Source organism: Mycobacterium sp. MFM001, assembly GCF_003402475.1.
Taxonomy (GTDB): domain Bacteria; phylum Actinomycetota; class Actinomycetes; order Mycobacteriales; family Mycobacteriaceae; genus Mycobacterium.
Window position 1 is genome coordinate 152,917 of record NZ_BFAB01000010.1, and the last position, 25,747, is coordinate 178,663.

The following is a 25,747-nucleotide window of genomic DNA, read 5'->3' on the forward strand; positions in this document are numbered from 1 at the left end:
CGACGAGGTTACGCAGGCGCCGTCTGCCGGCGTGCATCGGCCTTGATGTCCCCGCAGACGATCCGTTCGGCCAGCCGCGATGCCAGCGCCATGATGGTCAGCGCCGGGTTGGCGCTGCCCTGGGTGGGGCACACCGAACCGTCGGCCAGGAACAGGTTGGGCACCGCCCACGTCCGCTGGTCGGAGTTGACGACGCTGGTCTCGGGGTCGCTGCCCATGCGTGCGCCGCCGATCAGGTGCGCGAACCGCTGGATCGTCAACACATCCTGGGCGTCGGCCGCGTGCAGGATGTTGGTGATCACCTTGGTCGAGTACTCCATGTTCGCCTTGTCGTTGTCCGACAGCGAGTACGCGAAGTGCGCGACGGGAAGTCCGTACGGGTCGGTCTCCTCGGCCAGCGTCACCCGGTTCTCCGGATGCGGCAGCAGCTCGTTGAGCACCCCGATGGTGGCCCAGTGGTTGTAGTCGCGCATGTATTCGCGCAGCGCCGCGCCCCAATGCCCGTCGGCCAGCACATGTTCGGCCCACCCGATCGGCAGCGGGGAGACGGTCTGGATGGAAAAGCCGCGGGCGAAGCCGCGATCCGGGTCGGTCTCGTAGAACTGCTCCGACGACACCTCCGGCGGCGGCGCCTTGTACATCCGCAACTCTTCTGGCCAGCGGCCAGCTGTCTGCGACGCGCCCTGGACCATCACGTAGCGGCCGACCTGGTCGCTGTTGTTGCACAACCCGTTTGGGAATCTAGGGCTGGTTGAGTTCAGCAGCAGCCGCGGTGTTTCGATCGAATAGCCCGCCACCACAACCACTTTGGCCCGCTGGAATCGCTCTTGGGCCTCAGTGAAATACGTGACGCCGCTGGCATTTCCGGCCTCGTCGAGCTCGACCCGCGCGGCCATGCAGTTGGCCCGAACCTCGACGCCGTGGGCCAGTGCGTCGGGCAGATGCGTGACGAATGGGCTGGCCTTGGCGTTGACCTTGCAGCCCTGCAGGCAGTAGCCGCGGTAGATGCAGTGCGGCCGGTTGCCGAACGTGCCGTTGACGATCCCGACGGGGCCCACCCGCATCTCGATGCCGAGCTTGAGCGCGCCTTCCCACAGCTTCAGCGCCGCGGCCGCGACGGGGTGCGGCGAGTGCGGGTAGCGGTGCGGGTCGCCCCACGGCCAATCCTGGCCGGCGACCGGCAATTCCAGCTCCAGACGCTCGTAGTGTGGCTTGAGGTCGGCGTAACTGATCGGCCAGTCGGCGCCGACCCGGTCGCGGGTGAACGTTTCGAAATCGCTGGGGTGGAACCGCGGCGTGTAGCCGGCGTAGTGCACCATCGACCCGCCCACGCCGCGGCCGGAGTTGTTCTTGCCCAACTCGATTGGGTCCGAGCCGCCGATGATCCGCTTCTGCGTCCAGTACAGCTGATGCGACCCGGCCTCGTCGGACACCCAGTCCTCGTCGGGATGCCAGAACGGGCCGGCCTCCAGGATCACGATCCGCCAGCCGGCTCGGGCCAGCCGCTGTGCCAGCACCGAACCGCCCGCGCCGGCGCCGACGATCACCATGTCGACTTCTTCGTCGTCGGCATACCGGCGCATGGTGCGCTCACCGGGCAGGTCGCGCGAATGCACGTCGAGCAGGAATCGCGAATCGTTGTCGCGCGGCCCGACGGCGCCCTTGAGCAAGCCGCGCCAGAAGTCACCCATCGATGTCTTCCTTTTCGACGGTCTCGACCGGGTCCTCATGCGTGGCCCCCGGCGTTTCGAACGGCTCGCGGATGCCGACCCCGCCCAGCCGCATGAATCCCCGGGGATAAGCCGGTCCGCCGAAGCCGATCTCGTTCCACGACCACGGATGGCTGTAGAAGGCGGACAGGGCGCCGCGCATCACCACCGACCAGGCGCGGGAGACGTTGAGTTTCTCCCAGCTGCCGCCGTAGAGCTGGGCATCGGCGAACCGTTGCACGATCGATTCACGTGTCTTGGCGTCGGCAACCGCGAACGAGTCCGCGCCGGCATCCCGGGCCGCTTCATCGAGACCGGACAACACCAGCCGCCAGGTGTCGCGGTCGTCGGGCATGTCGTCGTACTGAAAGCCGTCCAGCTTGCCGTCGGCGAGCTTGGCGTCGACGAATTCGGCCACCGGGATCCGCGGCTCGCCGTCCTGAGCCAGCACGGTGTCGCAGAACGCCCGCAACGTCGGCTCCTGCTCGGCGTCGAAGAACCGCAGCGGCCCGGGCTCCTCCAACCGGGCCAGCACCACCTTCTTGGTGGCATCGTCCCAGCTCTCGACGGCGGACAGCACGTCGTAGTCGGGGTAGCGGCCGATCATCTGCGGGGTCTTGCCGCGGCGCTGGCGCGGCAGCCACGACGGGTGCAGCGGCTTGCCGTCCGGCCGCAGGTTCGGCAGGTGTTTACCGCTGGCGATATCGGGTCTGTCCGCCATGCTTACTTCTCGCGGCGCAGGATCGCGGCCAGCAGGCCCATGGCTCCGACGATGCTCATCAGCCCCGGCGCAGCGATCGGCGGTCCCATCGGCACGTTGTAGTTGGCCAGCCGCCAGCCGCCCGGCCTGCGGGCTACGCCACGAGCATGGAAGTACTGGCCCATCAGGCCGTTCACCGCGTAGACGCCCGCGGTGACCGGCAGCCACCGCTTGGCCCATCGCTTCGAGAACACCCCGGCCACGCCGGCCACCACCACCGGCGGGGTCACCACGATGGGGCTCCACATCCACTTGTTGCCGAAGCTGGCCTTGTAATGCTCGAAGTAGATCTCCGCCGTCGTGACCACCGCCGCGAACGCGGTCAATCCCGACAGCGACCGCTCGAAACGGCCGTGGGCGATATTGCGCAGCGCCCGGTCGACGAAGTACTCGGCCTCCTCGACCACACCTCCACCAGACTTGTCCATGAGCAACATCGGGCCTCTCCTTTTCTGTGGGCGATCCGCTGCGCCCGGCTTTCGCCGCGCTTGCGATCGCCACGTCCCTTTCTGTGGCGTCGCACTGCACATTCCCCGAAACGGCCCTGCGCACACGTGCCGTGGCACCATTGAGGCCGATGAGTAACCGTCGCGACCTTCCCGAGTCGCCGTACCTGGCGGCGGCCACGGGGCGCAAACCAGACCGCGTGCCGGTGTGGTTCATGCGCCAGGCCGGTCGCTCACTGCCCGAATACCGCGCGCTGCGCGCCCAACACAGCATGATGGCGGCCTGCTTCGATGCCGAACTGATCTCCGAGATCACTCTGCAGCCGGTGCGACGCCACGACGTCGACGCGGCGATCCTGTTCTCCGACATCGTGGTGCCGCTACGCGGCGCGGACATTGACTTGGACATCGTTGCTGACGTCGGACCCGTCATCGCGTCGCCGGTGCGCACCGCCTCCGATGTCGCTGGGCTGAAACCGCTTGACCCGCAACGGATTCAGCCGGTATCGGATGCTGTGGCGCTGCTGGTGTCCGCACTCGGCGATGTCCCGCTGATCGGATTCGCCGGTGCGCCGTTCACGCTGGCGTCCTATCTGATCGAAGGCGGTCCGAGCCGTCACCACGCCCGCACCAAGGCGATGATGCTGGCCGATCCGGACAGCTGGCATGCGCTGATGGAAAAGCTGACCGACCTCACCATCGGTTTTTTGCGGGTACAGCTCGACGCCGGAGTGGACGCCATCCAGGTGTTCGACTCGTGGGCGGGGGCGTTGTCACTGTCGGACTACCGCCGCTACGTGCAGTCACACAGCGCGCGGATCTTCGGCACGCTGGCCGAGCATGCGGTCCCGATGACGCACTTCGGAGTGGGCACCGCCGAACTGCTGGGCGCGATGTCGGCGGCTGGTGCGACGGTAGTAGGAGTCGACTGGCGGACCTCACTGATCGACGCCGCCTGGCGGGTCGAGGATGGCACGGCCCTGCAGGGCAACCTCGATCCCGCGGTGCTGCTGGCGGGCTGGCCGACGGTGGAGCGGGCAGCGCGTGCTGTGGTCGACGACGGCCGTCGCGCCGTGCAGGCCGGGGCATCGGGTCACATCTTCAACCTCGGCCACGGGGTGCTGCCGGACACCGATCCCGACGTGCTGACAGAGTTGGTGTCGCTCGTCCACTCGCTATGACCGCATCGTATTGCGTTGTCGGCGGGGGTATTTCGGGCTTGACTGCGGCCTACCGGCTGCGGCATGCGCTCGGCGACGACGCGACGATCACGCTGTTCGATCCGGCCGACCGGCTCGGCGGGGTACTGCGCACCGAGACAATCGGCGGACAGCCCATGGACGTCGGTGCCGAGGCGTTCGTCGTGCGTCGGCCCGAAGTGCCAGCGCTGCTCGCCGAGCTGGGTCTGGCCGACCGCCAACTGGCCACCACCGGCGCGCGGCCGCTGATCTACAGCGGCCGGCGGCTGCACCCGTTGCCGGAACGGACCGTCGCCGGCATCCCGTCGTCGCCGGCGTCGGTGGCCGGGCTGGTCGACGACTCGACGATCACACAGATCGAAACCGAGCCTCGGCGCCCTTTGGACTGGCAACCCGGCAGCGACCCGTCGGTGGCCGAGCTGGTGGGCGAGCGGTTCGGCGAGCAAGTGGTGACCCGGTCGGTGGATCCGCTGCTGGCCGGCGTCTACGCGGGCTCGGCGGCCACGATCGGGCTGCGTTCGGCCGTCCCCGCGGTGGCGGCAGCTCTCGACCGCGGCGCGGCCAGCCTGACCGATGCCATAGAGCGGGCGCTGCCGCCGGCGACCGCTGGGCCGGTGTTCGGTGCGGTGGACGGCGGGTATCGGGTGCTGGTCGACGAGCTCGCGCGACGCGCCCGGCCGAACTGGGTGCAGGCCGCGGTGACGCGGATCGAGCCGGGCTGGGTATTGCACGACGACACGGGCGCCCAATGGGGCGCCGACGCCGTGATTCTGGCCGTCCCGGCGCCGCGGCTGGCCGGCCTGGTCGAGGGCATCGCGCCGCGCACCGCGGCGGCCGCCCGCCGGATCGTCAGCGCGTCGTCGGCGCTGGTGGCACTCGCTGCGCGGGCCCAGTTCCCGGAACACTCCGGAGTTTTGGCCGCCACCGGAGAACCGTTGCACGCCAAGGCGATTACGTTGTCGTCGCGCAAATGGGGGAGCCGTGGCGACGTGGAATTGCTGCGGCTGTCTTTCGGCCGGTTCGGCGACAACCTGGCTGCATGCGCCTCCGACGACGAGCTGCTGGCCTGGGCAATGGCAGACCTGCAGACCGTGTTCGGGGTGGCCGTCGACCCGGTGGACGTGTGCGTGCGGCGCTGGATCGAGGCGATGCCGCAGTACGGTCCCGGCCACGCCGGCGTGGTCGCCGAGATCCGGGCCGGATTGCCGTCTGGCCTGGCGGTGGCCGGCAGCTACCTCGACGGCATCGGGGTGCCGGCCTGCATCGGGGCGGCCGGCCAGGCGGTCGAGCGGATCATGGCACGATAGGTTTCATGGCCAAACTCGACTACGACGCCCTGAACTCGCAGCTTCGCTACTTGATGTTCTCGGTGTTCTCCGTGCGACCGGGGGCGCTCGGTGAGCAGCGCGAGTCCGTCGTCGACGAGACTGCGACATTCCTCAAGCAGCAGGAAGAACGTGGCGTGGTGGTGCGCGGCCTCTACGACGTCGCGGGCATGCGGGCCGACGCCGATTTCATGATCTGGACCCACGCCGAGCGCGTCGAGGCGCTGCAGGGCACCTACGAGGATTTCCGTCGCACGACGGCGTTGGGCCGGGCATCTAACCCCGTGTGGAGCAGTGTCGCGCTGCACCGGCCGGCCGAGTTCAACAAGAGCCACATCCCGGCGTTCCTCGCCGGCGAAGAGCCCGGCAACTACGTCTGCGTCTACCCGTTCGTGCGGTCCTACGAGTGGTACCTGCTGCCCGATGAAGAACGCCGCCGGATGCTCGCCGAGCACGGCATGGCCGCTCGCGAGTACAAGGACGTCCGCGCCAACACCGTGCCGGCGTTCGCGCTCGGCGACTACGAATGGATTCTGGCGTTCGAGGCTCCCGAGCTGCACCGCATCGTCGATTTGATGCGCGAGTTGCGCGCGACCGACGCCCGACGCCATACCCGCGAGGAGACACCGTTTTTCACCGGCCCGCGGGTGCCTGTCGAGCAGCTGGTGGCCTCGCTGCCATGACTACTCACTACGACCCCACTGATCCGAGCCGCTTCGAGGAGATGTACCGCGACGAGCGGCTCGCGCACGGCTTGCCGGCGGCCACGCCCTGGGACATCGGCGGCCCGCAGCCCGTGGTACGGCAGCTTGTCGCGCTGGGCGCCATCAAAGGGGAGGTTCTCGACCCGGGTACCGGCCCGGGCCATCACGCGATCTACTACGCGTCACAGGGTTACTCGGCCACCGGCATCGACGCCTCGCCGGCCGGGCTGGAGCGGGCCAAGGAGAATGCCCGCAAAGCCGGGGTGTCGGTGAACTTCCAGCTTGCCGACGCCACCAAGCTCGACGGGTTCGACGGCCGCTTCGACACGGTGGTCGACTGCGCCTTCTACCACACCTTTTCGACGGATCCGCAGTTGCAGCGCTCCTACGCGCAGGCTCTGCACCGCTCGACCAAGCCCGGAGCGCGCCTGTACATGTTCGAATTCGGCCCCGGCAACGTCAACGGCTTCCAGATGCCACGATCGTTGTCCGAGGACGACTTTCGTCAGGTCTTCCCCGACGCCGGTTGGGAGATAACGTATCTCGGCCCGACCACCTACCTGGTCAACATGAGCGTGGAGACGCTCGAGATGATGCGTGCACGTAATCCCGATATGGCCGAGCAGATGGAGCCGCTCATCGAGCGCCTCCGGATCATCGAGCCCTGGCTCACCAAGGGCCGGGCGCATGCCCCGTTTTGGGCCATGCACGCCACGCGACTGGACTAGCCACCGATGGGCGAGCCGGTACACGTCGATCCCACCCGCTACGAGAACATGTACGCCGATCAGCAGGTCTCGCACGGCTTGCCCGCGGCCACACCATGGGACATCGGCGGTCCGCAGCCCGTGATAACGCAACTGGTTGCTCTCGGGGCCATCAAGGGCGAAGTCCTCGATCCGGGGACCGGCCCGGGCCACCACGCCATCTACTATGCGTCCCAAGGCTATTCGGCGACCGGCATCGATTCCTCGTCGACCGCAATCGAGCGGGCGCGGGAGAACGCGCGCAAGGCCGGGGTGTCGGTGAACTTCCAGGTGGCCGACGCGCTGGCGCTGGAGGGTTTCCAGAACCGTTTCGACACCGTCGTCGACTGCGCTTTCTATCACCTGTTCTCCGATGTGACGAAGCTCAAGACCGCGTACGCGCGGAATCTGTGGCGAGCGACCAAGCCCGGAGCGCGGCTCTACATGTTCGAGTACGGCCCGGGCACCGTCAACGGCTACGGTGCGCCGCGCTGGCTATCCGTCGACGACTTCGTACAGGTCTTCCCCGCCGCGGGTTGGCAGATCACGTATTTGTGGCCGACCACTTATCAGGTCAACCTCAGCGTCGAGGCGTTCGAGATGATGATCGCGCGCAATCCCGACAAGGCGGACCAGCTCAAGCCGATGGTGGAACGGTTCCGGCTGATCCAATCGTGGCTTCCTGATGGTCGCGCGTATGCCCCGTTCTGGGAGATGCACGCTACCCGCCTGGATTAATCTCAACGCTCAGGCAGGCACCAGCCGCAGGCAGATCGAGTTGATGCAGTAGCGCTGGTCGGTGGGCGTCGGATAGCCCTCGCCTTCGAAGACGTGACCCAGGTGGCTGTGGCAGTTGGCGCACAGCACCTCGACGCGCCGCATGCCCAGCGAGTCGTCGGGCCGCAGGATCACCGCATCGGAATTCGCTGGGTCGAAGAATGACGGCCAGCCGCAATGGGATTCGAACTTCTCGCTGCTGCGGAACAACTCCGCGCCGCAGGCCCGGCACTGATAGACGCCCTCGGTCTTGGTGTCGGTGTACTCGCCGGTGAACGGGCGCTCGGTGCCGGCCTGGCGCAGCACCGCGAACTCTTCGGGCGTGAGTTTCTGTCGCCATTCGTCGTCGGTCAGTTGCACGCGTGGAGAACTCATGCATCCACGCTAGCGCTAATGGCGGTGACCCGCCGCGCCCGGCTTCGCCGCGCTTGCGATCACCGCGCTGCGCGACTCCTCGGCCGTCAGCCACGCCGGATCGATGCCGTTGTCGAGCCGGTTTTCGGCCTTGGCGTCCAGGTAGCGGAAGTACAGCACGCAGAAGACCACGATCAAAAGCAGCGACCAGCCGTAGGTGATCTTCAGGTATTCCAGCGGCCGGCCGACGTACATCCAGTTGAACAGCAGCCAGCGGTCCATCGTCAAAAAGCCGTAGATGCCCAGCCACGCCGGCCAGTTGCGGATCACCGAGTTGGGCAGTACCACGGTCATCAGGAACGGGAACAGCATCATCGAGTAGTAGCCCTGGGCCAGCGACAGCACCAGCCACGACCACAGCAGCAGCACGCCGGACGACGTCAGCAGCCAAAAGCGCGGATCGCGGGTCCGGTAATAGCGGTACAGCAGCCACAGGCTGCCAATTGCCAGCAGTGTGAACAGGATTCGCATGAACAGGATCAGCCAGGTTGGCAGCCCGAAGTACACGCCGTTGCCTTCGATCGAGCTGTTGAAGTAGTCGCGAACGCCCAGCATGTAGGGCACTGTGCGGGTGACGAAGTCCAGCGGGTGCACGACCAGCGGCAGCGCGGCCAGGTTGAACACCGCCGGCACCACGAGGGCCGCCACCACCGACCGCCACTGCCGATTCAAAAGCGGCAACAGCAGCAGCGGTAACAGCACGGGTTTGACCACCAACGCCAGCCCGATCGCGATCCCGGCCCACCACTCACGGCCGTTCAGCAGCCACCGGAAGAACAGCACCTCCAGGAGCAGGATGCAGCCGTTGATGTTGGTGAAAACCAGTGTGTTGGTCACTGATTCGGTGCAGAACATCGCCAGCAGCAGCGCCGGAGCCGCCACCGAGGTGACAGTGAAGTTGAACATCCGCAGCAACAGATACGCCGCCAGAACGATCGCCACCGTGTTGCAGGCGATGAACAGGTATCGCGACTCGGTGAACGGCAGGTACCCGAACGGCGCCATGATCAGCGTGCCGCCGGGCGGGTAGAGGTAGTGCGGGTCGACGTAGTCGAAGTGCTCGTTGTAGATGTCCCAGCCGTGCCGGAAGTTCAGCACCGCCCGGTATACCGGCTTGAAGTCGTCGGTGATGTTGCCGTTGGTGGTCACCACGACGCTGCGGTGGATGATCGCCAGGATCGCGGCCGGCCACAACACCGACCGCAGCACGGTCGCGACGCTGGGCGCGCTGGTGCGGGGACGAAACAGGGAATCGAGCGCCGTCACCCGCGCAAAATATCAGGCGGGACAGTAGGTGTCGGTGTCGGGCAGCTTGCCGCTGTCCAGGTAGCTGATCAGTGGCGGCACTGCGCAGGAGGAGTAGATGGCCGCGCCGTGGCCGATGCCCTGCCACATCACCCGCTTGCTGGCCGCCCCGGCGTTGATGATCGTGGCGGCCGCCGCGGCGACGCCCTCCGAGCCGACGATCGGGTCGTTTTGCACACCCAGCAGCAGTGCGTTGACCTTGAGGCTTTTGGGCGGCTGCGGCGGGGAGGTGCTCGGCCAGTGCACGCATTTGACCAAGTTGAGCGCGGCGACGGTGCCGAACTGCGGGTAGAGCTTCGCCCAAGCGACCACCAGCTGGCGCACCCGGTCCGGCGTCGGGCGGTTGAGCGCGTCGCTGCAGACGTTGACGAACTGCCCGTCGGTGGCGCGGGTGGATTCCGCCCGGTTGATCAGGCTGGTCAGCAGGTTGGTGTCGCCGGAGCGGGCGTTGGCCAGCGCGGTGGCCAAGTCGTTGGTGGTACTGACGCGGTCGCCGCTCGGGAAGCCCAGTGCGGTCGAGATGGCGTTGGCGACGGAGGCGACGGACGCTCCCGCGGGGCCGTGGCCCGCGCGGGCGTCGGCCAGCAGCCCGCTGACCGCGCCCTTGGGATCGGGACCCAGCGGGCAGTTCACCGCCGCGCATTGTGCGGCGAACGCGTCCAGGGCATCCTGCTCGCCCTTGACCCGCTGCTCGGCAGCAGCTTCGGCGCCGACGCCCAGCGGGATCGGGGAGTCCAAGACCAGTCGGGACACCTTGTCGGGGTGCGACCCGGCATAGGTCAGCGCCACCTGGGCACCGTTGCCGATGCCGAGCAGCGCCAGCGACGGCACGTCCCAAATGCTGCGCAGCCGCTCGATGTCGGTGGCCGAGTGCGTGTTGTCGTACGCCGAGTCGCCCGGGGCGATGGTGTCGGTGCAGCTGGTGGTGGCGTTCTGGGTGACATCGGCCAGGTTGGCGACGGGGTCGTCGCCGGCCTCGAACTGCGCCTGGTCGCGCATCTCCTGGCGGTCGAACTGGTCGCGGCAGTCCACCGGGCTCGACATGCCCATGCCGCGGCGGTCGACCGCGACGATCGGGTGGCCGCGCAGCACGTCGGCGCCTGCGCGGGACAGCCACACCGGCAGTTGCACCGACGACGGCAGATCCGAGCCGGTGGTGAACACCAGGGGGCCGGCGTCCGACGGCGTCTGCACCGAGCGGGCGCGAACCACGCCGATGGTCAGCGTTCCCGCCGAGCCGTTGACCGGGTCGAGGTCGGCGTCGTAGTTCGCGCAGTCGAGTTTGACGCCGGGCGCAGCGGGGACCGCGGCGTCGCCGAACACCCGCGAGGTGCAGTCATGCCACGACAGGTCGTTCTTCGGCGCGGCGATCGGCGGGGGGCCGCCGGACGGACGTGCCGACGTCGCCTTGCCTTGAGGGTGGGCGCCGGAGTTGGTGGCGAAACGCGGGTTGGCGGCCAACCCCGGCACGCAGCCGGTCACCAACGTGCTCACCGCGATCAGGGCCGCGGCGAAGGTGGCTGGCCGGCTCATGCGACCACAGTAGCTATGCGTCTCGGACATAGCGGGTGTACAGGTAGCCGTCCTCGTCGGACAGGACGTGCGCGCAGCGCATCGGCGTCTGCACCTGCCCGGGACCGGTCGCGATGCGGCGGGCCTGACCGCCGACCACACACGGCGCGATCGTCAGGCACAGCTCGTCGAGCAGGCCGCGCTCGACGAACGAGCTGAACAGCATCGGGCCGCCCTCGGTCAACACCCGATGCAGGCCGCGGTCGGTCAACGCGGCCAGCATGGCGCCTTCGTCGACGCGACCAGGGTCGTCGCGCGAGCAGTCGATAACCTCGGCGAGCCCGGCGAGCCGACTCTGCGTCTCTTCGGCGGCCGCCGTACAGGTCAGCACCAGCGGCCGCACCTCAGTGCGGGTGAACACCTGCAGCTCGCGGTCCAGGCGACCCGACTTGGTGACGATCGCAAGCGGCGGGACTTCGCTTTGGCCGCGAGCCTGCCGATGTTGCCGCTGCGTGACGCTCGGGCGCGCGCCGGAATAGCTCTCGATGCGGACCGTGCCCGCGCCGACCAGGATGACGTCGGCGAGGTCGCGCAGCAGGTTGAACAACGCCCGATCTAGGGCACCGCCCAGCTGGCCGGTGGTGCCGGCGACCGTGGCGCCGCCGTCGAGGCTGGCGATGAAGTTGGCCCGCACCCACGTCCGCCCGGCCGGGTAGGCATACAGCTCGGCCAGTTCGCCGTCGTCGACTCGGCGTGCTGAACCGAGCAGGGTGAGGCCCATGAGGTTGATTGCAGCACGTCGCTACAGTGCGTGCATGCGTCGGGTGGGACATTTGGTGGATCGGCACCCGAGCGTCTCACCCGAGCGACTGATCGCCCAGCTGACGCCGCCGCCGACATTCGCCGACGTCAGCTTCGCGTCGTATCACCCCGATCCGGCGGAGCCCAGCCAGGCCGCCGCCGTCGAGGCCTGCCAACGGTTTTGCGAGCAGGCCGTCGAGCGGCGGGCCGGCCGCCGCAAGCTGTTCGGCAAGCGCGAGGTGCTGCCCGGTGTGGGGCTCTATCTCGACGGCGGTTTCGGTGTCGGCAAGACGCATCTGCTGGCGTCCGCGTACCGCGCGGTTCCCGACGGCAGCAAGGCTTTTGCGACGTTCATGGAGCTAACGCAGCTGGCCGGGGTGTTCGGCTTCGCCGAATGCATTGACCTGCTTGCCGATTACACGCTGGTGTGCATCGACGAGTTCGAGCTGGACGATCCGGGCAACACCACGCTGATCTCGCGGATGCTCTCCCAACTGGTCGAGCGAGGCGTGTCGCTGGCGGCCACCTCGAACACGTTGCCCGAGCAGCTCGGCGAGGGCCGGTTTGCCGCCCAGGACTTTCTGCGCGAAATCCACACGTTGGCAAGTATTTTCACCGTTATCCGGATCGACGGCCCGGACTACCGGCACCGCGACCTGCCGCCGGCGCCCGACCCGCCGTCCGACGAACAGGTCGCCGGGTGGGCCGAGGAAGTCGACGGCGCCACGCTGGACGACTTCGACGCGCTGTGCGCACATCTGGCCACCATGCACCCGTCGCGCTATCTGACGCTGATCGAGGGCGTGACAGCGGTTTTCCTCACCGGCGTGCACGGCATCGACGACCAGAACGTGGCGCTGCGGCTGGTGGCGTTGACCGACCGGCTCTACGATGCCGGTATACCAGTCACGGCGTCGGGGGAGAAGCTGGACCACATCTTCAGCGACGAGATGCTCGCCGGCGGATTCCGCAAGAAGTATCTGCGGGCCACGTCGCGGCTGCTGGCGCTGAGCGCTACAGCTCGCGAACCATGACGTAGTCGTGCTCGACGCCGGCGCCCACTCGGAATGTCCTGGTGCCGTTGACCGTAAAGCCGTGCTTGGTGTAGAAGCGTTGCGCGCGTTGGTTGTTCTGGTTGACACCGAGCCAGACGCGGCCCGATTCGGCGGCGGCTTTCAGCGCGGCATCCATCAGCGCCGTCGCCACCCCTGTGCCGTGGTGGTCAGGCAGCACGTACATCTTCGACAGCTCGTCGCCAACGAGCATGGCATAGCCGACAATTCGATCGTCGTGCCGGGCAACAAGAACCACACGACTGGGATCGGCCAGGTACTCGGCAAAGCATGCCGCGGACAGGTTATCCGCGATGAACGCCGCCATGTCCTCGGCCGTCACCGACGGCGGACACGCCAGCGGAAACGTGCGCGCGGCGACGGCGGCGAGCTCGTCGATATCGGCGGGATCGGCTGGCGCTATAAGTTCCACTGCGCGAGGTGCACGCCCGTCTTCCTGTCCAGCAGGACGACGTTGGAGACCGGATCGCGGTAGGCGTCCCAATACACGCCGCCGCGGACTACCGAGCCGGCCGGCGCATTCATCAGCGCGACGTCCAGCGCGTCGGGCGCATCGGAGGGCCGGGGCTTGTACGCGTCGGCGAACGGCGTGACGCCGACGAAGCTGAAGTCGACTGCCATCTGAGACGGGGTGGGCACCCTGATCGCGTGGATCGCCACATCGGCGCGTTCGACCGTGCTGTCGGGGAAGCTCTTGACCGGGACGCCGCTGCGCTGATAGCCGAAACCGGGCGGGGGATCGACTGGCTGGACGAAGCTGACGGTGACGTCGGCGATGATCTTGCCGTTGTCCACCCGCAGCGTGTCGCCGATGTGCCCGATCGGCGCGTCGCCGGCCGATGCAGGGGGAGCAGTGACGAGCCCCGCGACAACGACGGTGATCAAGGCAACCAGCCAGCGGTGCATGTTCCCTCCTCGGCGACCTTCGCATGATGGCACATCCGCGAAGCGCTCAGTCCGCCTTCCCGGACACCAGAGATTCCAGCACCGCGGTCAGGTCGGCCTCCACCCGGTCCTTGTCGATACCGGCGCGGTGCAGCGGCCCGGCGCCGTCCTCCAGTTCGAGCAGTGCGAGCAGGAGATGTTCTGTGCCAATATAGTTGTGCCCCAAGCGAAGTGCTTCTCGGAAGGTCAGCTCCAGCGCTTTGCGGGCCGGGCCGCTGAACGGGATCAGGGCCGGCGGCTGCTCGACCGCCGGCGGCAATGTGACGGCCGCGCGGACGGATTCGGCGTCGACCTTTTGCGCCGTCAGCAATTTGGTGGCCAGCGCATCGGGGTCGCTGAGCACGCCCAGCACCAAGTGGTCCGGGGTGATCTCGCCGTTGCGGGCCTCGTGCGCGACGTTCTGGGCGGCGACGACGGCGTTGCGCGCCCGGGGTGTGAAGCGCTCGAAACCCTGATCGGGATCGAGAGCCCGCGGCACGAAGCGCTTCTGGGCGGCCTGTTTGGTGACGCCCATGCTCTTGCCGATGTCGGTCCAGGAGGCGCCCGAGCGGCGGGCCTGGTCGACGAAGTGTCCGATCAGGTGGTCGGCGACCTCGCCGAGATGCTCGGCGGCCAGGACGGCGTCGCTGAGCTGATCGAGCACGTCGGGGTGCACTCGCTTGATGGCATTGATCAATTCGTCAAGGCGGATCGGATGGGTAACGGATGTCGGATCGGGCATGCCGTCAACTCTAGGTTGACGGAGGCGATTCGTCAACCGCAGGTTGACGGCGCAGGTCGTAGGACAAGCGCCCCCGTGTCGGCGATGATGGAGCCATGAGGCTTCTACCGGTGCTGGCCGCCGTCGCCGCCATGGTCGGGTTGGCCGCGCCGGCGCATGCGGACCCGAGCGGCGTCGATGCGCAGTTCATCGCCGCGCTCAACAAGGCGGGCATCACCTATGCGAGCGCGGATCAAGCCGTCGAGGCCGGCAAAACGGCGTGCCAACTGCTGGACCAGGGTCAGTCGGACGTGGAAGTGGTCAAGAGGGTGACGGACCTCAATCCGGGATTCACGATCTCCGGCGCGGCCAAGTTCACCGCGATTGCCGCGAGCGCGTATTGCCCGCAATACGTGAATGGCGGCGGTGGCAATCCGGACGGCGGCGGCGACGCCAGTTAGCTTGGGCTAGAACGCCAACGACGTGATCGGGCGCAAGCCTAGTATCCGTGGATGGCTATTAATCGACGCAAGGTGCTCGGAGGAGCCGGCCTTGCCGGGGCCGCAGCATTGGGCGGAGCAGGTGTGGACCGCGCTTTGTCCAACAGCCCTTCCGGCTATCCAACAGTTAAGGACGAGCCAATGACCGACGACGCCGCACGCTTTGGTGATCCCCGGATACCGGCCGAGCTGATCACCGACCAGTCGCATGTCTTCCGTCTCGGCGTGCTGCCGACCACCGATTTCGATGGTGGCTCGCTGCGCCAGGCGCACGAGGACAATTTCCCGATCCTCAAGGGCCAGCAGGCCAGTGTGGTGTTTGTGACGTTGCAGCCCGGCGGTATTCGCGAGCCGCACTGGCATCCGAGCGCGTGGGAGATCAGCGTGGTTGTCAGCGGCGTTGCCACCTGGACGCTGCTTGATCCGCAGGGACACGACGAGACGTTCGATGCGCATCCCGGAGACGTGGTTTTCGCGCCGCAGGGGTCGTTGCACTACTTCGAGAACACGGGCAAAGAAGATCTGCACGTGATCATCGTCTTCAATGCCAGTACTCAAGAAGGCAAGGACGACATAGGGATTGGGGCATCGATCAGCAAGCTGCCGCCGCGGGTGCTGTCGGCAGTCTTCGGTGTTCCGGCCGAGACGTTCGCCTCGTTCAGGAAGATCGACAAGTCGATCACGATCCTGAAGTAGGCGGTTAACGGTCGGCGTGTCAGAAGCGGATCGCCGCGCCGGCATCCTATCGTCGAGACGTGCACTACGTGTCTAGCGTTGGTGATCGCCGACAGGCTGATGTACGCCTACGGCTGCACCAAGCAGCTGTCTGACCAGCTGGACAAGTTACGGCGGCGCATCTTGCGCAGGCCGCAAGAAATTATCGTGCACGGCTCCACCGCACACGTCGGCGCGGTTGGCGCCACGCCGGGGAATTCCCTTAGAACGACCAGGGAAGTCGCCCCGTGAAGACTTCCGAGTTCATCGCATTGGCCGAGGCTGAGATCACCAAAGGCTGGTGCCGTCACGCGACGGAGGACGAGCACCGAAATGTCTGCATGTTCGGGGCATATCAGCGCGTGTGGGCACACCACAGCTGTTCCGGGACGCTGCTGTATCACGCACTCACCCTCACCGCGGCCATGATTGCCGAACTTGGGCTGGGGCACCTCTCCGATTTGCTGGGGCCGGCGGCGCCCGAGACGGTGATCGCAACCTTCAACGACCACCGCGCTAAAGACAAAGACGAGGTGCTGGCGGTGATGGGCAAGACCCGGTTGCACTGCCAGGAGGCCGGGGACTGACCAAGACCGTGGCCGATCTCGACCTCGCGCCAACCGCGACTACTTGCTGTCGCCGCCGCTGCCCTGCATGTATTTGGGGCAGTACGCGACCGACGCGAGCGCCACAAACTTGGCCGCATCCCGTTGCGCGAAACCGGGATTGGACTGCTGGAGCTGAGTGACGATTTCCGGCGCACCTTTGCCGTCGTCGAGCATCCCGCACACGCCTTTGGCGTTCGCGACGGCGCGATCTGGGCTCTGATAGGTGATGCCGGCATTGTTGAGCGCTTCGAGGAAGCCCGCATCATCGCCGGAAGGTTCCGCGAACGCGGGTGCGGCCATGCCGATAGCAGCGACAACGGTTGCTGCGGTGAGTAGTGATCTCATCGGTTGTTGATTGTCTCACCGCTGCGGCATTGTCGCTCGACGAGCATGCCCTAGTTGGTGCTGATTTATTGCCGGCTTTCGGCGTGGCTGAGCGGGATTGGCGTGGGTGGGCCGACAAGATCGGTGTGTGGCTTTGGGACGGGAAGCGGCGAAATGAAGGACACCGGCGAACCCGATCGACTCGGCGAACTCCGCTACCAGGCCGGCGCGACCGCAACCGCCGTGCACGACGAGCACGGCAACCTGATCTGGGAGGTGATGCGGCACAGCGACGGGCTGGTGCGCACCACCCGCAAGCTGGCGCAGGTCAGCTACTGGAAGACAGCGAATGGCTGACGTCATGGAGAGGTTCGCCGCGTGACGCTTTTCTACCCAGATGTCAGTAATAACAACTGGTCCAGCGACCAAGACGCGATTGACTTCCTAGAGCAACTGATCCCACAAGGATTCGCTGGCGTCGTCCACAAAGTTTCCGAAGGGGATTATTACGAAGATCCTTACTGGCCCGTCGTCTTGCAATGGTGCCAGCAGAACAACGTGGTTTGCCTCGGATACCACTATGTGACGGAAGACGATCCGGCGAGCCAAGCACAAACATGGCTCGGCAACAACGGCGGATCAGTTGCCATGGCGGACTGGGAAGCCAACGGTGGCGATTTCTCGAATTATCAGGCGGTGGCGGCGGCGTTCGACGCGGCCGGGGTGACCGTCTATGTCGGGTATTGCCCGCAGTGGTACTGGTCGGAGGTCGGCGGCGGTGACCTGTCGGGTATTCCGACGCTGATTTCGTCGGCCTACCCGGACGGGTCGGGTTACGCCAGCGTGGTCTACGCCGCCGCCGGTGGAGATTCCGGCGAGGGTTGGGACCCCTACGGGGGTGCCACTCCGACGATCTGGCAGTTCACCGACAGCGCCTACGTCCCGCCGTTCACCGGCATCGACTGCAATGCCTTCAAGGGCACCGACTTGGCGGCGGCGTTCGGCCTCGCCACAACCCCATCACCACAGGAGGACGGTTTCTTGAGCGGTTTGACCCAAGCGCAGCAGGAAGACATCTACAACCTGGTCGTGCTCAGCGCGCAGCAGCTCCTCGGTCTGCTGGAGCCCCCGATGCCGCTGCTGCCCGGCTCGCCGACGTCGCTGGGCGGTGGGTGGGCGCAGCTCGGGCGGAACAGCGAAGGCCAGAGCATCACCCCGGTGGACGCCCTGAGCGTCACGGAGACTGGCAACCAGAGTTCGCTGGGCTCGACCGTCGCGGCGCTGCAGAAAGCGATCGGCACGCCCAACCCGGACACCACCGGCATACTCAACGAGGTCACCGCCGCCGGTGGGTCGGGGATTCTGGGCCTGCTGTCGGGTCTGATCCAGTCGCTGCCGTCACTCAACGTCCCCGGCTCCGAGCAGACCACGTAGCCGCTCACGGTGCAGTTACGGCAAGCGAAGCCAACGTATTTCAGGCGCGACGGACGTTACCCCGGGCGCCGGAATCCCGGAAGTTTCGAAGAATTCGCGATGGCTCTGTGAGCGGAATCGGCTGCACCACAGGGCTTTCGGTCGGTGATCACTCGGCCCAACTCTCGCAACGGCCGTTCACCGAGGACACGCCATAGCCGGGCTAAAACCGGAGGCCAAGTATGGAAGAGGGATAAGGTTTAAGTGCGACGCGAAAAGGCCATCGGCTGTCGACAGTCGGTCGCGCACAGCCTCTAGCGGACAAGCGAAGGAGCATCGGAACTTCAGAACGAAACGCCAACTAGGGAGGTAGGAAAACTCATGACAAGCCCTAACGTGGGTGCCACCGCGCAATCCGTTTCCGACAAGCTCGACGGCATCGGCCCATCTGGCCCGCTGAGCTACCGCGAAGTGGATCAGCTCGCCCCGATGGCGATCTTCGGCCTAGCCTCCAGCGCCCCGTATCCCGAAGCGCCGAAGCAAACCACAACGTCTGTTCTCGACATCACGACCACGCTCGGCAAGATCCACACCGCCACCTATCAGGCGTCGGACGGCAATACCTACAACGAGTTCGACGCTTTGATGACGATCCTCGAGTGGGTGCTGGCGCAGAAGAAGGCCGCTGGCTGACGTGGCCACGACATGGTCGGACGTTTCCGACAAGCTCGACGGGCTGTATTACCCGCCGCAATACTCGGGCAATCTGCCGATCGTTCTGCTGACGTGGTCGGGCGCCGGTGCGAACATGTGGGACACGACTCCGCCCCAGCCGGCGGCTGTCGGGTTAGCCGCGGCGACAGCGTTCCCGCAAGTCTTTTACTGGCAGCCGGTCGGCAACTACCCGGCATCGATCGTGAACCCGCCGTTGGGTCAGTCGGTCGAAGACGGCTACAACGAGGGTGTTCGGCTCGCGACCCAGGTGTGGTCGGACAACCTGATCATCCCCCTCGGTTATTCGGAGGGGGCGATTTGTGGCAGTCACTGGTGGCGCGACTTTGTTCTTGCCAACAATCTGGCTAGCCGTGTGCCGGCTGGCTTGATGTGGGGAAACCCTTGCCGCTCACCCGGTTTCGCGAATGGCAACGCCTATGCCGGATGGGGGATGCCAGGAATGGTCGACGGCGTCCTGACGGGCGGTATCGCGGGACCAGATGACCTGACCCCTGACCAAACCCCGTCGAATTGGCTCGATTTCGTCTGGCTGGGCTCCGACGGCGGGGCGACAGAGCTCTACAGCAGCTGTCCCGTGGGGCCGAACCCGTGGACCGCTGAAGCCCCGCCCGGCTACGTCGAAACCACGGTCTATAACGCCGTGTATGACCCAAGCCTCGGCACGGTCGCAGAGGTCGCCGCGGATGTCGGCATGCCGATCGCCGACGCAGAGGCAATAGCCAACGGGTTGAATTTTCTTGGGGCTGGCGCCGCGGCCGATCACTACGACTACGACATCACCCCGATGGTCAATTACCTGACGAACGTCGTCGCGCCGATATTCGCATAGCTTCCGTTTAGACGGCCGCTAGTTTTGCCACCTGGTCATTGAAGACCTGTACCGCGTCGGTTTCTCGATCCAGGCCGGAATTAGATTTGATGAACACGCCTCGGTACGTACCGAAAACCGCGGCGTTCCCGTCCATGTCTACGGCCCCCGCCCAGCTGGGTACCCCCGCGACATCGATCGGTTTTATATGCCAGGTCACCAAGGGGATTGCCGGGCCGGAGCCGGTGACCGTGCCACAGTTGTTTAAGAGGGTCTGCATGTCGGGAGGATCGGAAGTCGTAGTGAGGTGAATGTCCATTCCGCCCGCCCCGACTACGCCGGCATAGCCACTTTGCGGTGTGTTGTAACCCACGACTAGAGGCGAGCATTCGGATGGAGAAACCTGGATATCCACCCTGTTCCCGCTGATAGCGCGAACGAATTTTGAGCCCGGAATATCCGGAAATGAGGACTGGTCAACAAACATTGACTCGGTCAACTGTGTGACGTCGTGCTTTTGTGATGTCGGCGCTTCGATAACCGGCAACCCCTTGGCGGACGGGGCAATCGAGCAGGCGACCGCGACAGTCAGCAAACCGATCGTTGTGAGGGCGAACAGTTCCCGGCTACGCGAACGGCAGCCGTGCTGAGCGGGCACGATTCCTCCCTTGAAGCCGGCCAACGCCGTCAGTTTGCTTGAGCAGCTGAAGCGTTTGTGGCTTCACGAGTCTACGGAAATTTGCCCAATCGATCGGACTTCATCCGGACGCATCGGCTCGGCTTCGTAGCGGTCAGCTGCGGCTTCATAATCGGCATGTGTACGGCGGCACTTGTGCTCGCTCATGGCCGGGTCACTAGTCCTTCCGATCACCGCTGGCTCGCACTTCAAACGCGGCCCTCCGACGTAGCGACCGCCGGTCGACCCGGTGTGACCGCTTCTTGATGGCCTTGCGGATCCCCGCTCGCTGTATGGACGTGAGCATGTGACGTGCCCGGGTAAAGGCGTCCCACTCGTCGGCGGTCGTCTGGTGCTCACTGCGCATGACGCCACGGTTACATGCGACGATTAGCAGCCGCAACCGGTATTTTTTGCACTATCGGGAGTTAAGCGAATTGCCGCACTGATCGACCGCCGGGCGGGCTTACGATCTGTTGGTATCTGTTGACGCTGCTAAGGGTGCCGATGGTTGAGCCGTTGCGGGTCGACCCGACCCAGCTGAACCGGGCCGCTTCCCAGATCGACGAGCATGCTCGGGCTTTCAAAAGCGGGCACGAGGCGGCCGAGGTGCTAGCGGAGGGCGCGAGGTTGGGCTCGGGCGCAGCCGGCGCCGCGCTGGCGGGAATGCTGGCCGCGTGGCGGGGCATGGGAGCGCGGTTCGCCGCACAACACGCCGTCTTGGCCGACAAGCACCGCCAGGCGGCGAGCGCCTACACCACGACCGACGGCGGCGCGGCGGCGCAGATCGGCGACGCTGCCGCCGGGCTGTGAGGTGGTGAGCCGGTGTCGCTGACGCTCAAGGAGCTGCTGGAGTGGCCACCGGAGATCGGCGACCTGGCCAAATCCACCACCAACCTCGCGCAGAACTACACCACCTCTGCCGAGTTCTTCCGGCAGCAAGCTTCTGACCCGTCCTGGGAGGGCAAAGCTGGCGACGCGGCGCGGGCATCGGCGCTGGCCGGCGCCGCACACCAAGAGGAAGTCGCTGCGACGCTGAACCAGGCCGCCGCCGGCATGAAAGGCGTTCAGGCAGAGGCGGAAGCTCTCTCCGACCAGATCAAAGCCGTCCTCAACTATGCCGACGAGCCACCCGCTGTGAAGGTCGACACCACGACCGGCGAGGTCACCGCGCCCAACACCGGCTACTTCACCGACGAGTACGCAGCACAGGTGGAAGCGAAGGCAGCGGACGTGCGAGCGAAGGTCGCCGCGTTGCTCGCCGAGGGTGAGACCGCGGACGCTGACCTGGCCAAAGCGATGGGCATAGCGGCGTCTGCCGGCGAGCCGGGCGCCCGGCTCGTTGACGAATGGAAACAAGACCCGGCAGGCTTGGGCCCTCTTAAGCCCGGCGAGGTTCGCGACCTCGGGCCGATCGCGGGGACGGGCGCGGACGGCGCGATACCGGGCATCGGTGCGGCCGATCTGGGTGAGGTCGTTCAGCTCCCAGACGGCAGGTATGTCGCCATCTTCGGGGACTCGTTTGCCGGCGACAGGATGGGGGCGGGAACGCACTACCCGTCGGTTGCGGTGCCCGTGACGTTCGACGCACAGGGCAAACCGCATTTCGGCGCGCCGCTCACCGGGCCCGACGGAAGTCCGAACGTGTTGTTCCCGCCGCCTCCGCAAGCGGCGGGCAAGAACACGCTGCCCGCCGGCAGTATCCGGATGCGCGACGGCACGACGTACATGATGGTGGACGGCACCACCAAGCTGAACCCCGATGGCGGTTCGTGGCTGACCAAAGTCACCAACGACCCCTCGCAGGGCTGGCAACCTATCGATAAATCGTGGCGTGCCCAAAATGATGCGCCGACGCAGATCAGCGGATTCCAAGCCGCCGACGGCAACGTGTACATCGCGGCCGACTCATTCGACCGCAGCCAAGGGGTCACCATGTACCGCGTTGACCCCAGCCAGGTCACCAACCGCGATGCTTGGCAGCCTTGGACCGGCCACGGCTGGGGCGACCCCCACCAGGCAGCCGTGCCAGTGACTCAGCCAGGTGTCACTTTTGGTGAGCTCAGTTTCAGGGACGTCGACGGTAAGGCTGTGCTGTCAGGCTTCAACCAAGCAACCGGGAACACCGAGGTCCGAGTGGCCAATGACCCGACGAGCATATTCAGCGGCGGCACACCGTCGACTGTTGTCGCACAAGGGGGTAACTGGGGCGATCCGGGTAAGTTCCCGCAGAACTACGGCGGCTATATCCTCCCAGGTTCTACGCTTAACGACCTCCGGCTTTTCGTGAGCCAATGGAACACAGACACTAACGTGCCGTACGACGTGCGGGAATTCCAAGTTAATCCGAAACACTAGCCATCCTGATAGGAGCGGACATGACAGCTAAGGCACTAATCCTTGCCACCGCAGTCGTCGGCGCTGCTGTAACCGGTGCTTGTAACGCCCACGCCGATGTCCCAACCTTCCCCGACATCAGCGGCTACGCCCCCGTTAACGCTCAGGACTACACCATCGCGCTACCCAACACCGGACGCGCGCCACTCAACATGGTGTATTTCCTGACCCCAGACGGCATCACGTGTGCATTCGGTAACCCGCCGTCGGCCGCCTGCACCGGAAACAACTTCCCGGCTGTCCCTCCCGCGAGCGGAGACAGTGTGAATTCGATTAGTACGAGTACAGGGCTGGGACAGACGAATGCTCCGATTGCCGCACAAGGCCGGCCGATCAAGACGCTGCCACCAATGCACTCCATCACGGTTAACGGTGTGATCTGCGGGGTCGACGGCGGAGGAACCACCGCGTGCAAAGACCCCCAGGGGCAAGGATTTGTGCTCTCGCCCAGCGGCTCTGGCTGGCTTCCCCACGTGTAAGTGCGAAACAACGCGCGCCGGGCCAAATTCCACGTCGAACGAGGAGCGTGGCTGTGGATGGTGACCGCGTATCACTCCACCCTCCCCGGGCTTGGAGCTCTCGCAGATGCGCGGCTCGCTACCAGGTACGGTCGACCTGGGTGCAGCCGAACGGGCCGGTAAGCGCGGGACGGGATAGCGGATCCATGATGAGCAGTGTCCGTCCCGCCGCTGCACCCTCAAGCCCCCGTAGCTCAATCGGAAGAGCAGCTGACTTTTAATCAGCGGGTACGGAGATCGAAACTCCGCGGGGGTACTAGTCTGCGCAACCATGCGCGACATCGACTGGCAATCAGTCCCCGACTCCAGCTGCTTATTGCATGGCCATTGCATGACAGCTAAAAGCAGTACTAACTACGCTAATCTAACTGCAAAAGCTGTGGTGCGCGGTACTGGGATTGAACCAGCGCAATCGGTTTGCTGACATTTACTTTTTGACCAGCGCAGAAGCTCATTTACCTGCGCTGACACCGAACAGTACAGCGTGAGCCAAGCGGAAGCAAGCGGAAGCAAGTGTGCTATGGTCAGGTCACGGACAGGTCATGACCTGACACTGGAAAGAGCACAGTGACGCGCGGAGCGAACAGAAAGAACCGGCAGTCGGGCACCTTCGGCTCGGTGGACAAGCTGAAGACGGGTTACCGCGCGCGCTACTTCGGGCCGGACGGCCGCCGATACAAGGCGCCGACGCTGTTTCTCACCAAGCGCGAGGCCCGGTCGTGGCTGTCACTGCGCCACGCCGAAATCATCCGCAAGGCATGGACACCGCCGGAGGCCGAACTTCCCGCAGAACCGAAGCTGACATTCGCCGAGTACGCCGAGCAGTGGATGCAACAACGCGATCTGAAGGACCGCACCCGCGAGCACTACACAAAGCTGCTCGACCAACATCTACTCAAACAGTTCGGCTCCCTGCCGCTGGCGTCGATCACGTCCGAGGACATACGGGCCTGGCACGCCAAGATGGGCAAGCGGGGTACACCGACCCTGCGAGCACATTGCTACGGGCTGCTGCGCACGATCATGGGCACCGCCGCCAGCGACGGCAAGATCGCGCTAAATCCGTGCGTGATCCGCGGAGCCGGCAGCGCCAGGCGCATTCACCGCATCCGACCTGCCACACTCGACGAGCTCGAGATCATCACGAACGCGATGCCCGAGCAATACCGGCTGATGATCCTGCTCGCTAGCTGGTGCGCGCTGAGATTCGGTGAGCTGACCGCGCTGCGCCGCATGGACATCGACACCAGCGACGAAGTGATCCGGGTACGCCGTGGCGTGGTGCGTGTCGGGGGCGGCTTCCAAGTCACCACACCCAAGTCCGACGCTGGGGTGCGCGATGTCGCGATCCCGCCGCATCTGCTCCCGGCTGTCGAGGACCATCTATCGAAACACGTTGGTCCTGAACGCGATTCGCTGCTATTCCCGGCGCAACACGGGGAGTATCTGGCACCGGCGACGTTGCAACGCCATTTCTACAAGGCTCGTACGGCGGCTGGCCGCGACGATCTGCGCTTCCATGACCTCCGGCACTCTGGGGCGGTGCTCGCCGCCGCGACCGGCGCCAGCCTCGCCGAACTAATGGCGCGCCTAGGACATTCGACACCGCAGGCCGCGATGCGCTACCAGCACGCCGCCCAGGGCCGCGACCGCGAGATCGCTGCGTTGCTGTCGAAGATCGCTGCGGGCGGGGGAGTGTGATGCCCACCTATGCCGTGACCTGTTGTGGGCGCCTGGTCGCTCGGCTCGACGACGACCGGCCCGGGGGTGGGCTAGGCATCGCATCGGCGCCCGGGTCAACTGCTTTGGTGCTCGGTATGGGCATTGAAATCAACGGCGTGCAACCTTACGAGATGTCGCAGGAGCAGGTCACGCGGACCTGGGCCGAGTCCGCGGTGTCTCAAACCGTTTGGGAGAACGGACATATCACCTGGACTATCCGGTGCAGGGAATGTTCGAAGCAAGCGGAGATGACCGAGACGAACTACCTGCGCATTGCCGACGCGCTGCTGACCGGCACACAGCACGAAATTCCGCTCAGCATGTTGTGCGTCATGCTGTCGCGGTTTTCCGTGTAGTATTACCGCTGCGCTCATAGCGCTCCCCGTCTCCGGGCACCGGTCGGACGGCATCGTTTCGATGCTGAAAGGCCCAAGATGCCCGACACTTTCACAGCACGCCGCCGGTACATCAAAATCGCCGAGGCTGCCGAATATCTACAGGTCACCGACCGCACAATCCGCCAGATGATCGCCGATGGCCGGCTGCGTGCGTACCGAAGCGGCGGCCGGCTTGTTCGCCTGGACCTCAACGAGGTTGACGCCGCAATGCAGCCGTTTGGCGGTGATGCCGCATGACCGATCCACAGAAGGGACCACCTAAAGAAGTGTGGGGCGGGCCCGCGCCACACGAGCCCACACCCGGCATCACCACCGCTCACACTACCGCAGTCGGCAGACAACTGCGGGTACGCCGTGCCGTCGACCAATACCGTCGGCATCGGCAAGCGCGTGTTGAGCATGTGTTGGGCGGCTGCTGGTGGTGTCAGGGTATGGCCGATGGCCGCGAGATTCTGGCCGAGCACCGTAAGGCCGCGAGATGAGCGCCGCCATTGCCTCGCAGCAGGTTTCATGGTGGG

At 65.7% G+C, this 25,747-nt stretch carries 31 protein-coding genes and 1 tRNA gene; 20 read left to right on the forward strand and 12 right to left on the reverse strand.

The window, feature by feature from the left end; translation table 11 throughout:
• Positions 1-8: 8 nt before the first annotated feature.
• The 3 genes from MFM001_RS17910 to MFM001_RS17920 are packed head-to-tail and all read right to left on the reverse strand — an operon-like array spanning position 9 to position 2,906.
• Entirely contained in the window at positions 9-1,691 is a 1,683-nt protein-coding gene (locus tag MFM001_RS17910) for a GMC family oxidoreductase (protein ID WP_116376608.1), read from the reverse strand.
• Positions 1,684-2,430 carry a gluconate 2-dehydrogenase subunit 3 family protein gene (locus tag MFM001_RS17915; RefSeq protein WP_116376609.1) on the reverse strand — a complete coding sequence of 249 codons (747 nt, stop codon included), beginning with the start codon at positions 2,428-2,430 and terminating at the stop codon, positions 1,684-1,686. The genes MFM001_RS17910 and MFM001_RS17915 overlap by 8 nt, the downstream gene beginning before the upstream one ends.
• Positions 2,431-2,432: 2 nt before the next feature.
• Entirely contained in the window at positions 2,433-2,906 is a 474-nt protein-coding gene (locus MFM001_RS17920; protein ID WP_116376610.1) for a hypothetical protein, read from the reverse strand.
• A 140-nt stretch (positions 2,907-3,046) separates the two neighbouring features.
• Between MFM001_RS17920 and hemE the strand changes: the two genes are divergently transcribed.
• The 5 genes from hemE to MFM001_RS17945 are packed head-to-tail and all read left to right on the forward strand — an operon-like array spanning position 3,047 to position 7,627.
• A complete protein-coding gene (gene hemE, locus MFM001_RS17925) occupies positions 3,047-4,096 on the forward strand; it encodes a uroporphyrinogen decarboxylase (protein ID WP_116376655.1) in 1,050 nt (349 codons plus the stop codon).
• The gene (locus MFM001_RS17930) at positions 4,093-5,421 is read left to right on the forward strand and encodes a protoporphyrinogen oxidase (protein ID WP_116376611.1); all 1,329 of its coding nucleotides are present in this window, start codon (positions 4,093-4,095) and stop codon (positions 5,419-5,421) included. Before hemE ends, MFM001_RS17930 begins: the two co-directional genes overlap by 4 nt.
• Before the next feature lie 5 nt (positions 5,422-5,426).
• A complete protein-coding gene (gene hemQ / locus MFM001_RS17935; RefSeq protein WP_116376612.1) occupies positions 5,427-6,122 on the forward strand; it encodes a hydrogen peroxide-dependent heme synthase in 696 nt (231 codons plus the stop codon).
• Positions 6,119-6,871, forward strand: coding sequence for a class I SAM-dependent methyltransferase (locus MFM001_RS17940; protein WP_116376613.1), 753 nt, complete (start codon positions 6,119-6,121; stop codon positions 6,869-6,871). Before hemQ ends, MFM001_RS17940 begins: the two co-directional genes overlap by 4 nt.
• Before the next feature lie 6 nt (positions 6,872-6,877).
• Positions 6,878-7,627: a class I SAM-dependent methyltransferase gene (locus tag MFM001_RS17945; RefSeq protein WP_116376614.1), complete on the forward strand. Its 750-nt coding sequence runs from the start codon at positions 6,878-6,880 to the stop codon at positions 7,625-7,627.
• Between the two features lie 9 nt (positions 7,628-7,636).
• Here MFM001_RS17945 and msrB read toward each other — a convergent pair whose 3' ends face one another.
• The 4 genes from msrB to MFM001_RS17965 are packed head-to-tail and all read right to left on the reverse strand — an operon-like array spanning position 7,637 to position 11,678.
• Positions 7,637-8,041: a peptide-methionine (R)-S-oxide reductase MsrB gene (gene msrB, locus MFM001_RS17950; protein WP_116376615.1), complete on the reverse strand. Its 405-nt coding sequence runs from the start codon at positions 8,039-8,041 to the stop codon at positions 7,637-7,639.
• A 15-nt stretch (positions 8,042-8,056) separates the two neighbouring features.
• Positions 8,057-9,346 (reverse strand): arabinofuranan 3-O-arabinosyltransferase, encoded by a 1,290-nt coding sequence (gene aftC, locus MFM001_RS17955; RefSeq protein WP_116376616.1) that lies wholly within the window; start codon positions 9,344-9,346, stop codon positions 8,057-8,059.
• A gap of 12 nt (positions 9,347-9,358) precedes the next feature.
• A complete protein-coding gene (locus MFM001_RS17960; protein WP_116376617.1) occupies positions 9,359-10,918 on the reverse strand; it encodes an alpha/beta hydrolase in 1,560 nt (519 codons plus the stop codon).
• Between the two features lie 13 nt (positions 10,919-10,931).
• Positions 10,932-11,678, reverse strand: coding sequence for a pyrimidine reductase family protein (locus tag MFM001_RS17965; protein ID WP_116376618.1), 747 nt, complete (start codon positions 11,676-11,678; stop codon positions 10,932-10,934).
• Here MFM001_RS17965 and zapE point away from each other — a divergent pair.
• Complete coding sequence (zapE, locus tag MFM001_RS17970; protein ID WP_116376619.1) at positions 11,677-12,732, forward strand: cell division protein ZapE; 1,056 nt, start codon at positions 11,677-11,679, stop codon at positions 12,730-12,732. The genes MFM001_RS17965 and zapE overlap by 2 nt on opposite strands.
• Here zapE and MFM001_RS24925 read toward each other — a convergent pair.
• Genes MFM001_RS24925 through MFM001_RS17980 form a run of 3 tightly spaced genes read right to left on the reverse strand, consistent with a single transcriptional unit; the run spans position 12,713 to position 14,437 of the window.
• On the reverse strand, positions 12,713-13,174 hold the full coding sequence (locus tag MFM001_RS24925) for a GNAT family N-acetyltransferase (protein ID WP_238159275.1): 462 nt from the start codon (positions 13,172-13,174) through the stop codon (positions 12,713-12,715). The two genes, zapE and MFM001_RS24925, sit on opposite strands and share 20 nt — an antisense overlap.
• Positions 13,171-13,677, reverse strand: coding sequence for a hypothetical protein (locus MFM001_RS24930; protein WP_238159261.1), 507 nt, complete (start codon positions 13,675-13,677; stop codon positions 13,171-13,173). The genes MFM001_RS24925 and MFM001_RS24930 overlap by 4 nt, the downstream gene beginning before the upstream one ends.
• Before the next feature lie 46 nt (positions 13,678-13,723).
• Positions 13,724-14,437, reverse strand: a complete 714-nt coding sequence (locus tag MFM001_RS17980; RefSeq protein WP_116376621.1) for a Clp protease N-terminal domain-containing protein — start codon at positions 14,435-14,437, stop codon at positions 13,724-13,726.
• 110 nt (positions 14,438-14,547) lie between these two features.
• Between MFM001_RS17980 and MFM001_RS17985 the strand changes: the two genes are divergently transcribed.
• From MFM001_RS17985 to MFM001_RS18000, 3 genes are all read left to right on the forward strand, one after another.
• The gene (locus MFM001_RS17985) at positions 14,548-14,877 is read left to right on the forward strand and encodes a DUF732 domain-containing protein (RefSeq protein ID WP_371685560.1); all 330 of its coding nucleotides are present in this window, start codon (positions 14,548-14,550) and stop codon (positions 14,875-14,877) included.
• A 51-nt stretch (positions 14,878-14,928) separates the two neighbouring features.
• On the forward strand, positions 14,929-15,612 hold the full coding sequence (locus tag MFM001_RS17990; protein WP_116376623.1) for a cupin domain-containing protein: 684 nt from the start codon (positions 14,929-14,931) through the stop codon (positions 15,610-15,612).
• 266 nt (positions 15,613-15,878) lie between these two features.
• A complete protein-coding gene (locus MFM001_RS18000; protein WP_116376625.1) occupies positions 15,879-16,217 on the forward strand; it encodes a hypothetical protein in 339 nt (112 codons plus the stop codon).
• A gap of 39 nt (positions 16,218-16,256) precedes the next feature.
• Here MFM001_RS18000 and MFM001_RS18005 read toward each other — a convergent pair whose 3' ends face one another.
• Positions 16,257-16,538: a DUF732 domain-containing protein gene (locus MFM001_RS18005; protein WP_238159263.1), complete on the reverse strand. Its 282-nt coding sequence runs from the start codon at positions 16,536-16,538 to the stop codon at positions 16,257-16,259.
• A gap of 198 nt (positions 16,539-16,736) precedes the next feature.
• Here MFM001_RS18005 and MFM001_RS24935 point away from each other — a divergent pair, with 198 nt between their 5' ends.
• The 4 genes from MFM001_RS24935 (at position 16,737) to MFM001_RS18020 (ending at position 19,539) form a co-directional block, all read left to right on the forward strand.
• Positions 16,737-16,919, forward strand: a complete 183-nt coding sequence (locus MFM001_RS24935) for a hypothetical protein (protein ID WP_238159264.1) — start codon at positions 16,737-16,739, stop codon at positions 16,917-16,919.
• A 21-nt stretch (positions 16,920-16,940) separates the two neighbouring features.
• Entirely contained in the window at positions 16,941-17,996 is a 1,056-nt protein-coding gene (locus tag MFM001_RS18010; protein ID WP_238159265.1) for a GH25 family lysozyme, read from the forward strand.
• A 375-nt stretch (positions 17,997-18,371) separates the two neighbouring features.
• Entirely contained in the window at positions 18,372-18,668 is a 297-nt protein-coding gene (locus MFM001_RS18015) for a hypothetical protein (RefSeq protein WP_116376627.1), read from the forward strand.
• A gap of 1 nt (position 18,669) precedes the next feature.
• Positions 18,670-19,539, forward strand: a complete 870-nt coding sequence (locus MFM001_RS18020) for a hypothetical protein (protein ID WP_116376628.1) — start codon at positions 18,670-18,672, stop codon at positions 19,537-19,539.
• A gap of 7 nt (positions 19,540-19,546) precedes the next feature.
• On the opposite strand, the gene MFM001_RS24365 is transcribed toward MFM001_RS18020, so the two are convergent.
• Entirely contained in the window at positions 19,547-20,200 is a 654-nt protein-coding gene (locus MFM001_RS24365) for a hypothetical protein (protein WP_142760704.1), read from the reverse strand.
• A gap of 501 nt (positions 20,201-20,701) precedes the next feature.
• Here MFM001_RS24365 and MFM001_RS18035 point away from each other — a divergent pair.
• The 7 genes from MFM001_RS18035 to MFM001_RS18060 all read left to right on the forward strand — a co-directional run bounded on the left by MFM001_RS18035 (position 20,702) and on the right by MFM001_RS18060 (position 25,466).
• Entirely contained in the window at positions 20,702-21,007 is a 306-nt protein-coding gene (locus tag MFM001_RS18035) for a type VII secretion target (RefSeq protein ID WP_116376631.1), read from the forward strand.
• A 12-nt stretch (positions 21,008-21,019) separates the two neighbouring features.
• Positions 21,020-22,552: a DUF4185 domain-containing protein gene (locus tag MFM001_RS18040; RefSeq protein ID WP_238159267.1), complete on the forward strand. Its 1,533-nt coding sequence runs from the start codon at positions 21,020-21,022 to the stop codon at positions 22,550-22,552.
• A 20-nt stretch (positions 22,553-22,572) separates the two neighbouring features.
• Positions 22,573-23,070 carry a hypothetical protein gene (locus tag MFM001_RS24370; RefSeq protein WP_142760706.1) on the forward strand — a complete coding sequence of 166 codons (498 nt, stop codon included), beginning with the start codon at positions 22,573-22,575 and terminating at the stop codon, positions 23,068-23,070.
• A 222-nt stretch (positions 23,071-23,292) separates the two neighbouring features.
• Positions 23,293-23,365 (forward strand) — tRNA-Lys (locus MFM001_RS18045).
• A gap of 311 nt (positions 23,366-23,676) precedes the next feature.
• Complete coding sequence (locus MFM001_RS18050; RefSeq protein ID WP_116376632.1) at positions 23,677-24,810, forward strand: site-specific integrase; 1,134 nt, start codon at positions 23,677-23,679, stop codon at positions 24,808-24,810.
• Positions 24,810-25,187, forward strand: coding sequence for a hypothetical protein (locus MFM001_RS18055; protein ID WP_142760707.1), 378 nt, complete (start codon positions 24,810-24,812; stop codon positions 25,185-25,187). The genes MFM001_RS18050 and MFM001_RS18055 overlap by 1 nt, the downstream gene beginning before the upstream one ends.
• Positions 25,188-25,265: 78 nt before the next feature.
• Positions 25,266-25,466 (forward strand): excisionase family DNA-binding protein, encoded by a 201-nt coding sequence (locus MFM001_RS18060; RefSeq protein WP_116376634.1) that lies wholly within the window; start codon positions 25,266-25,268, stop codon positions 25,464-25,466.
• The last annotated feature ends 281 nt before the right edge of the window (positions 25,467-25,747 follow it).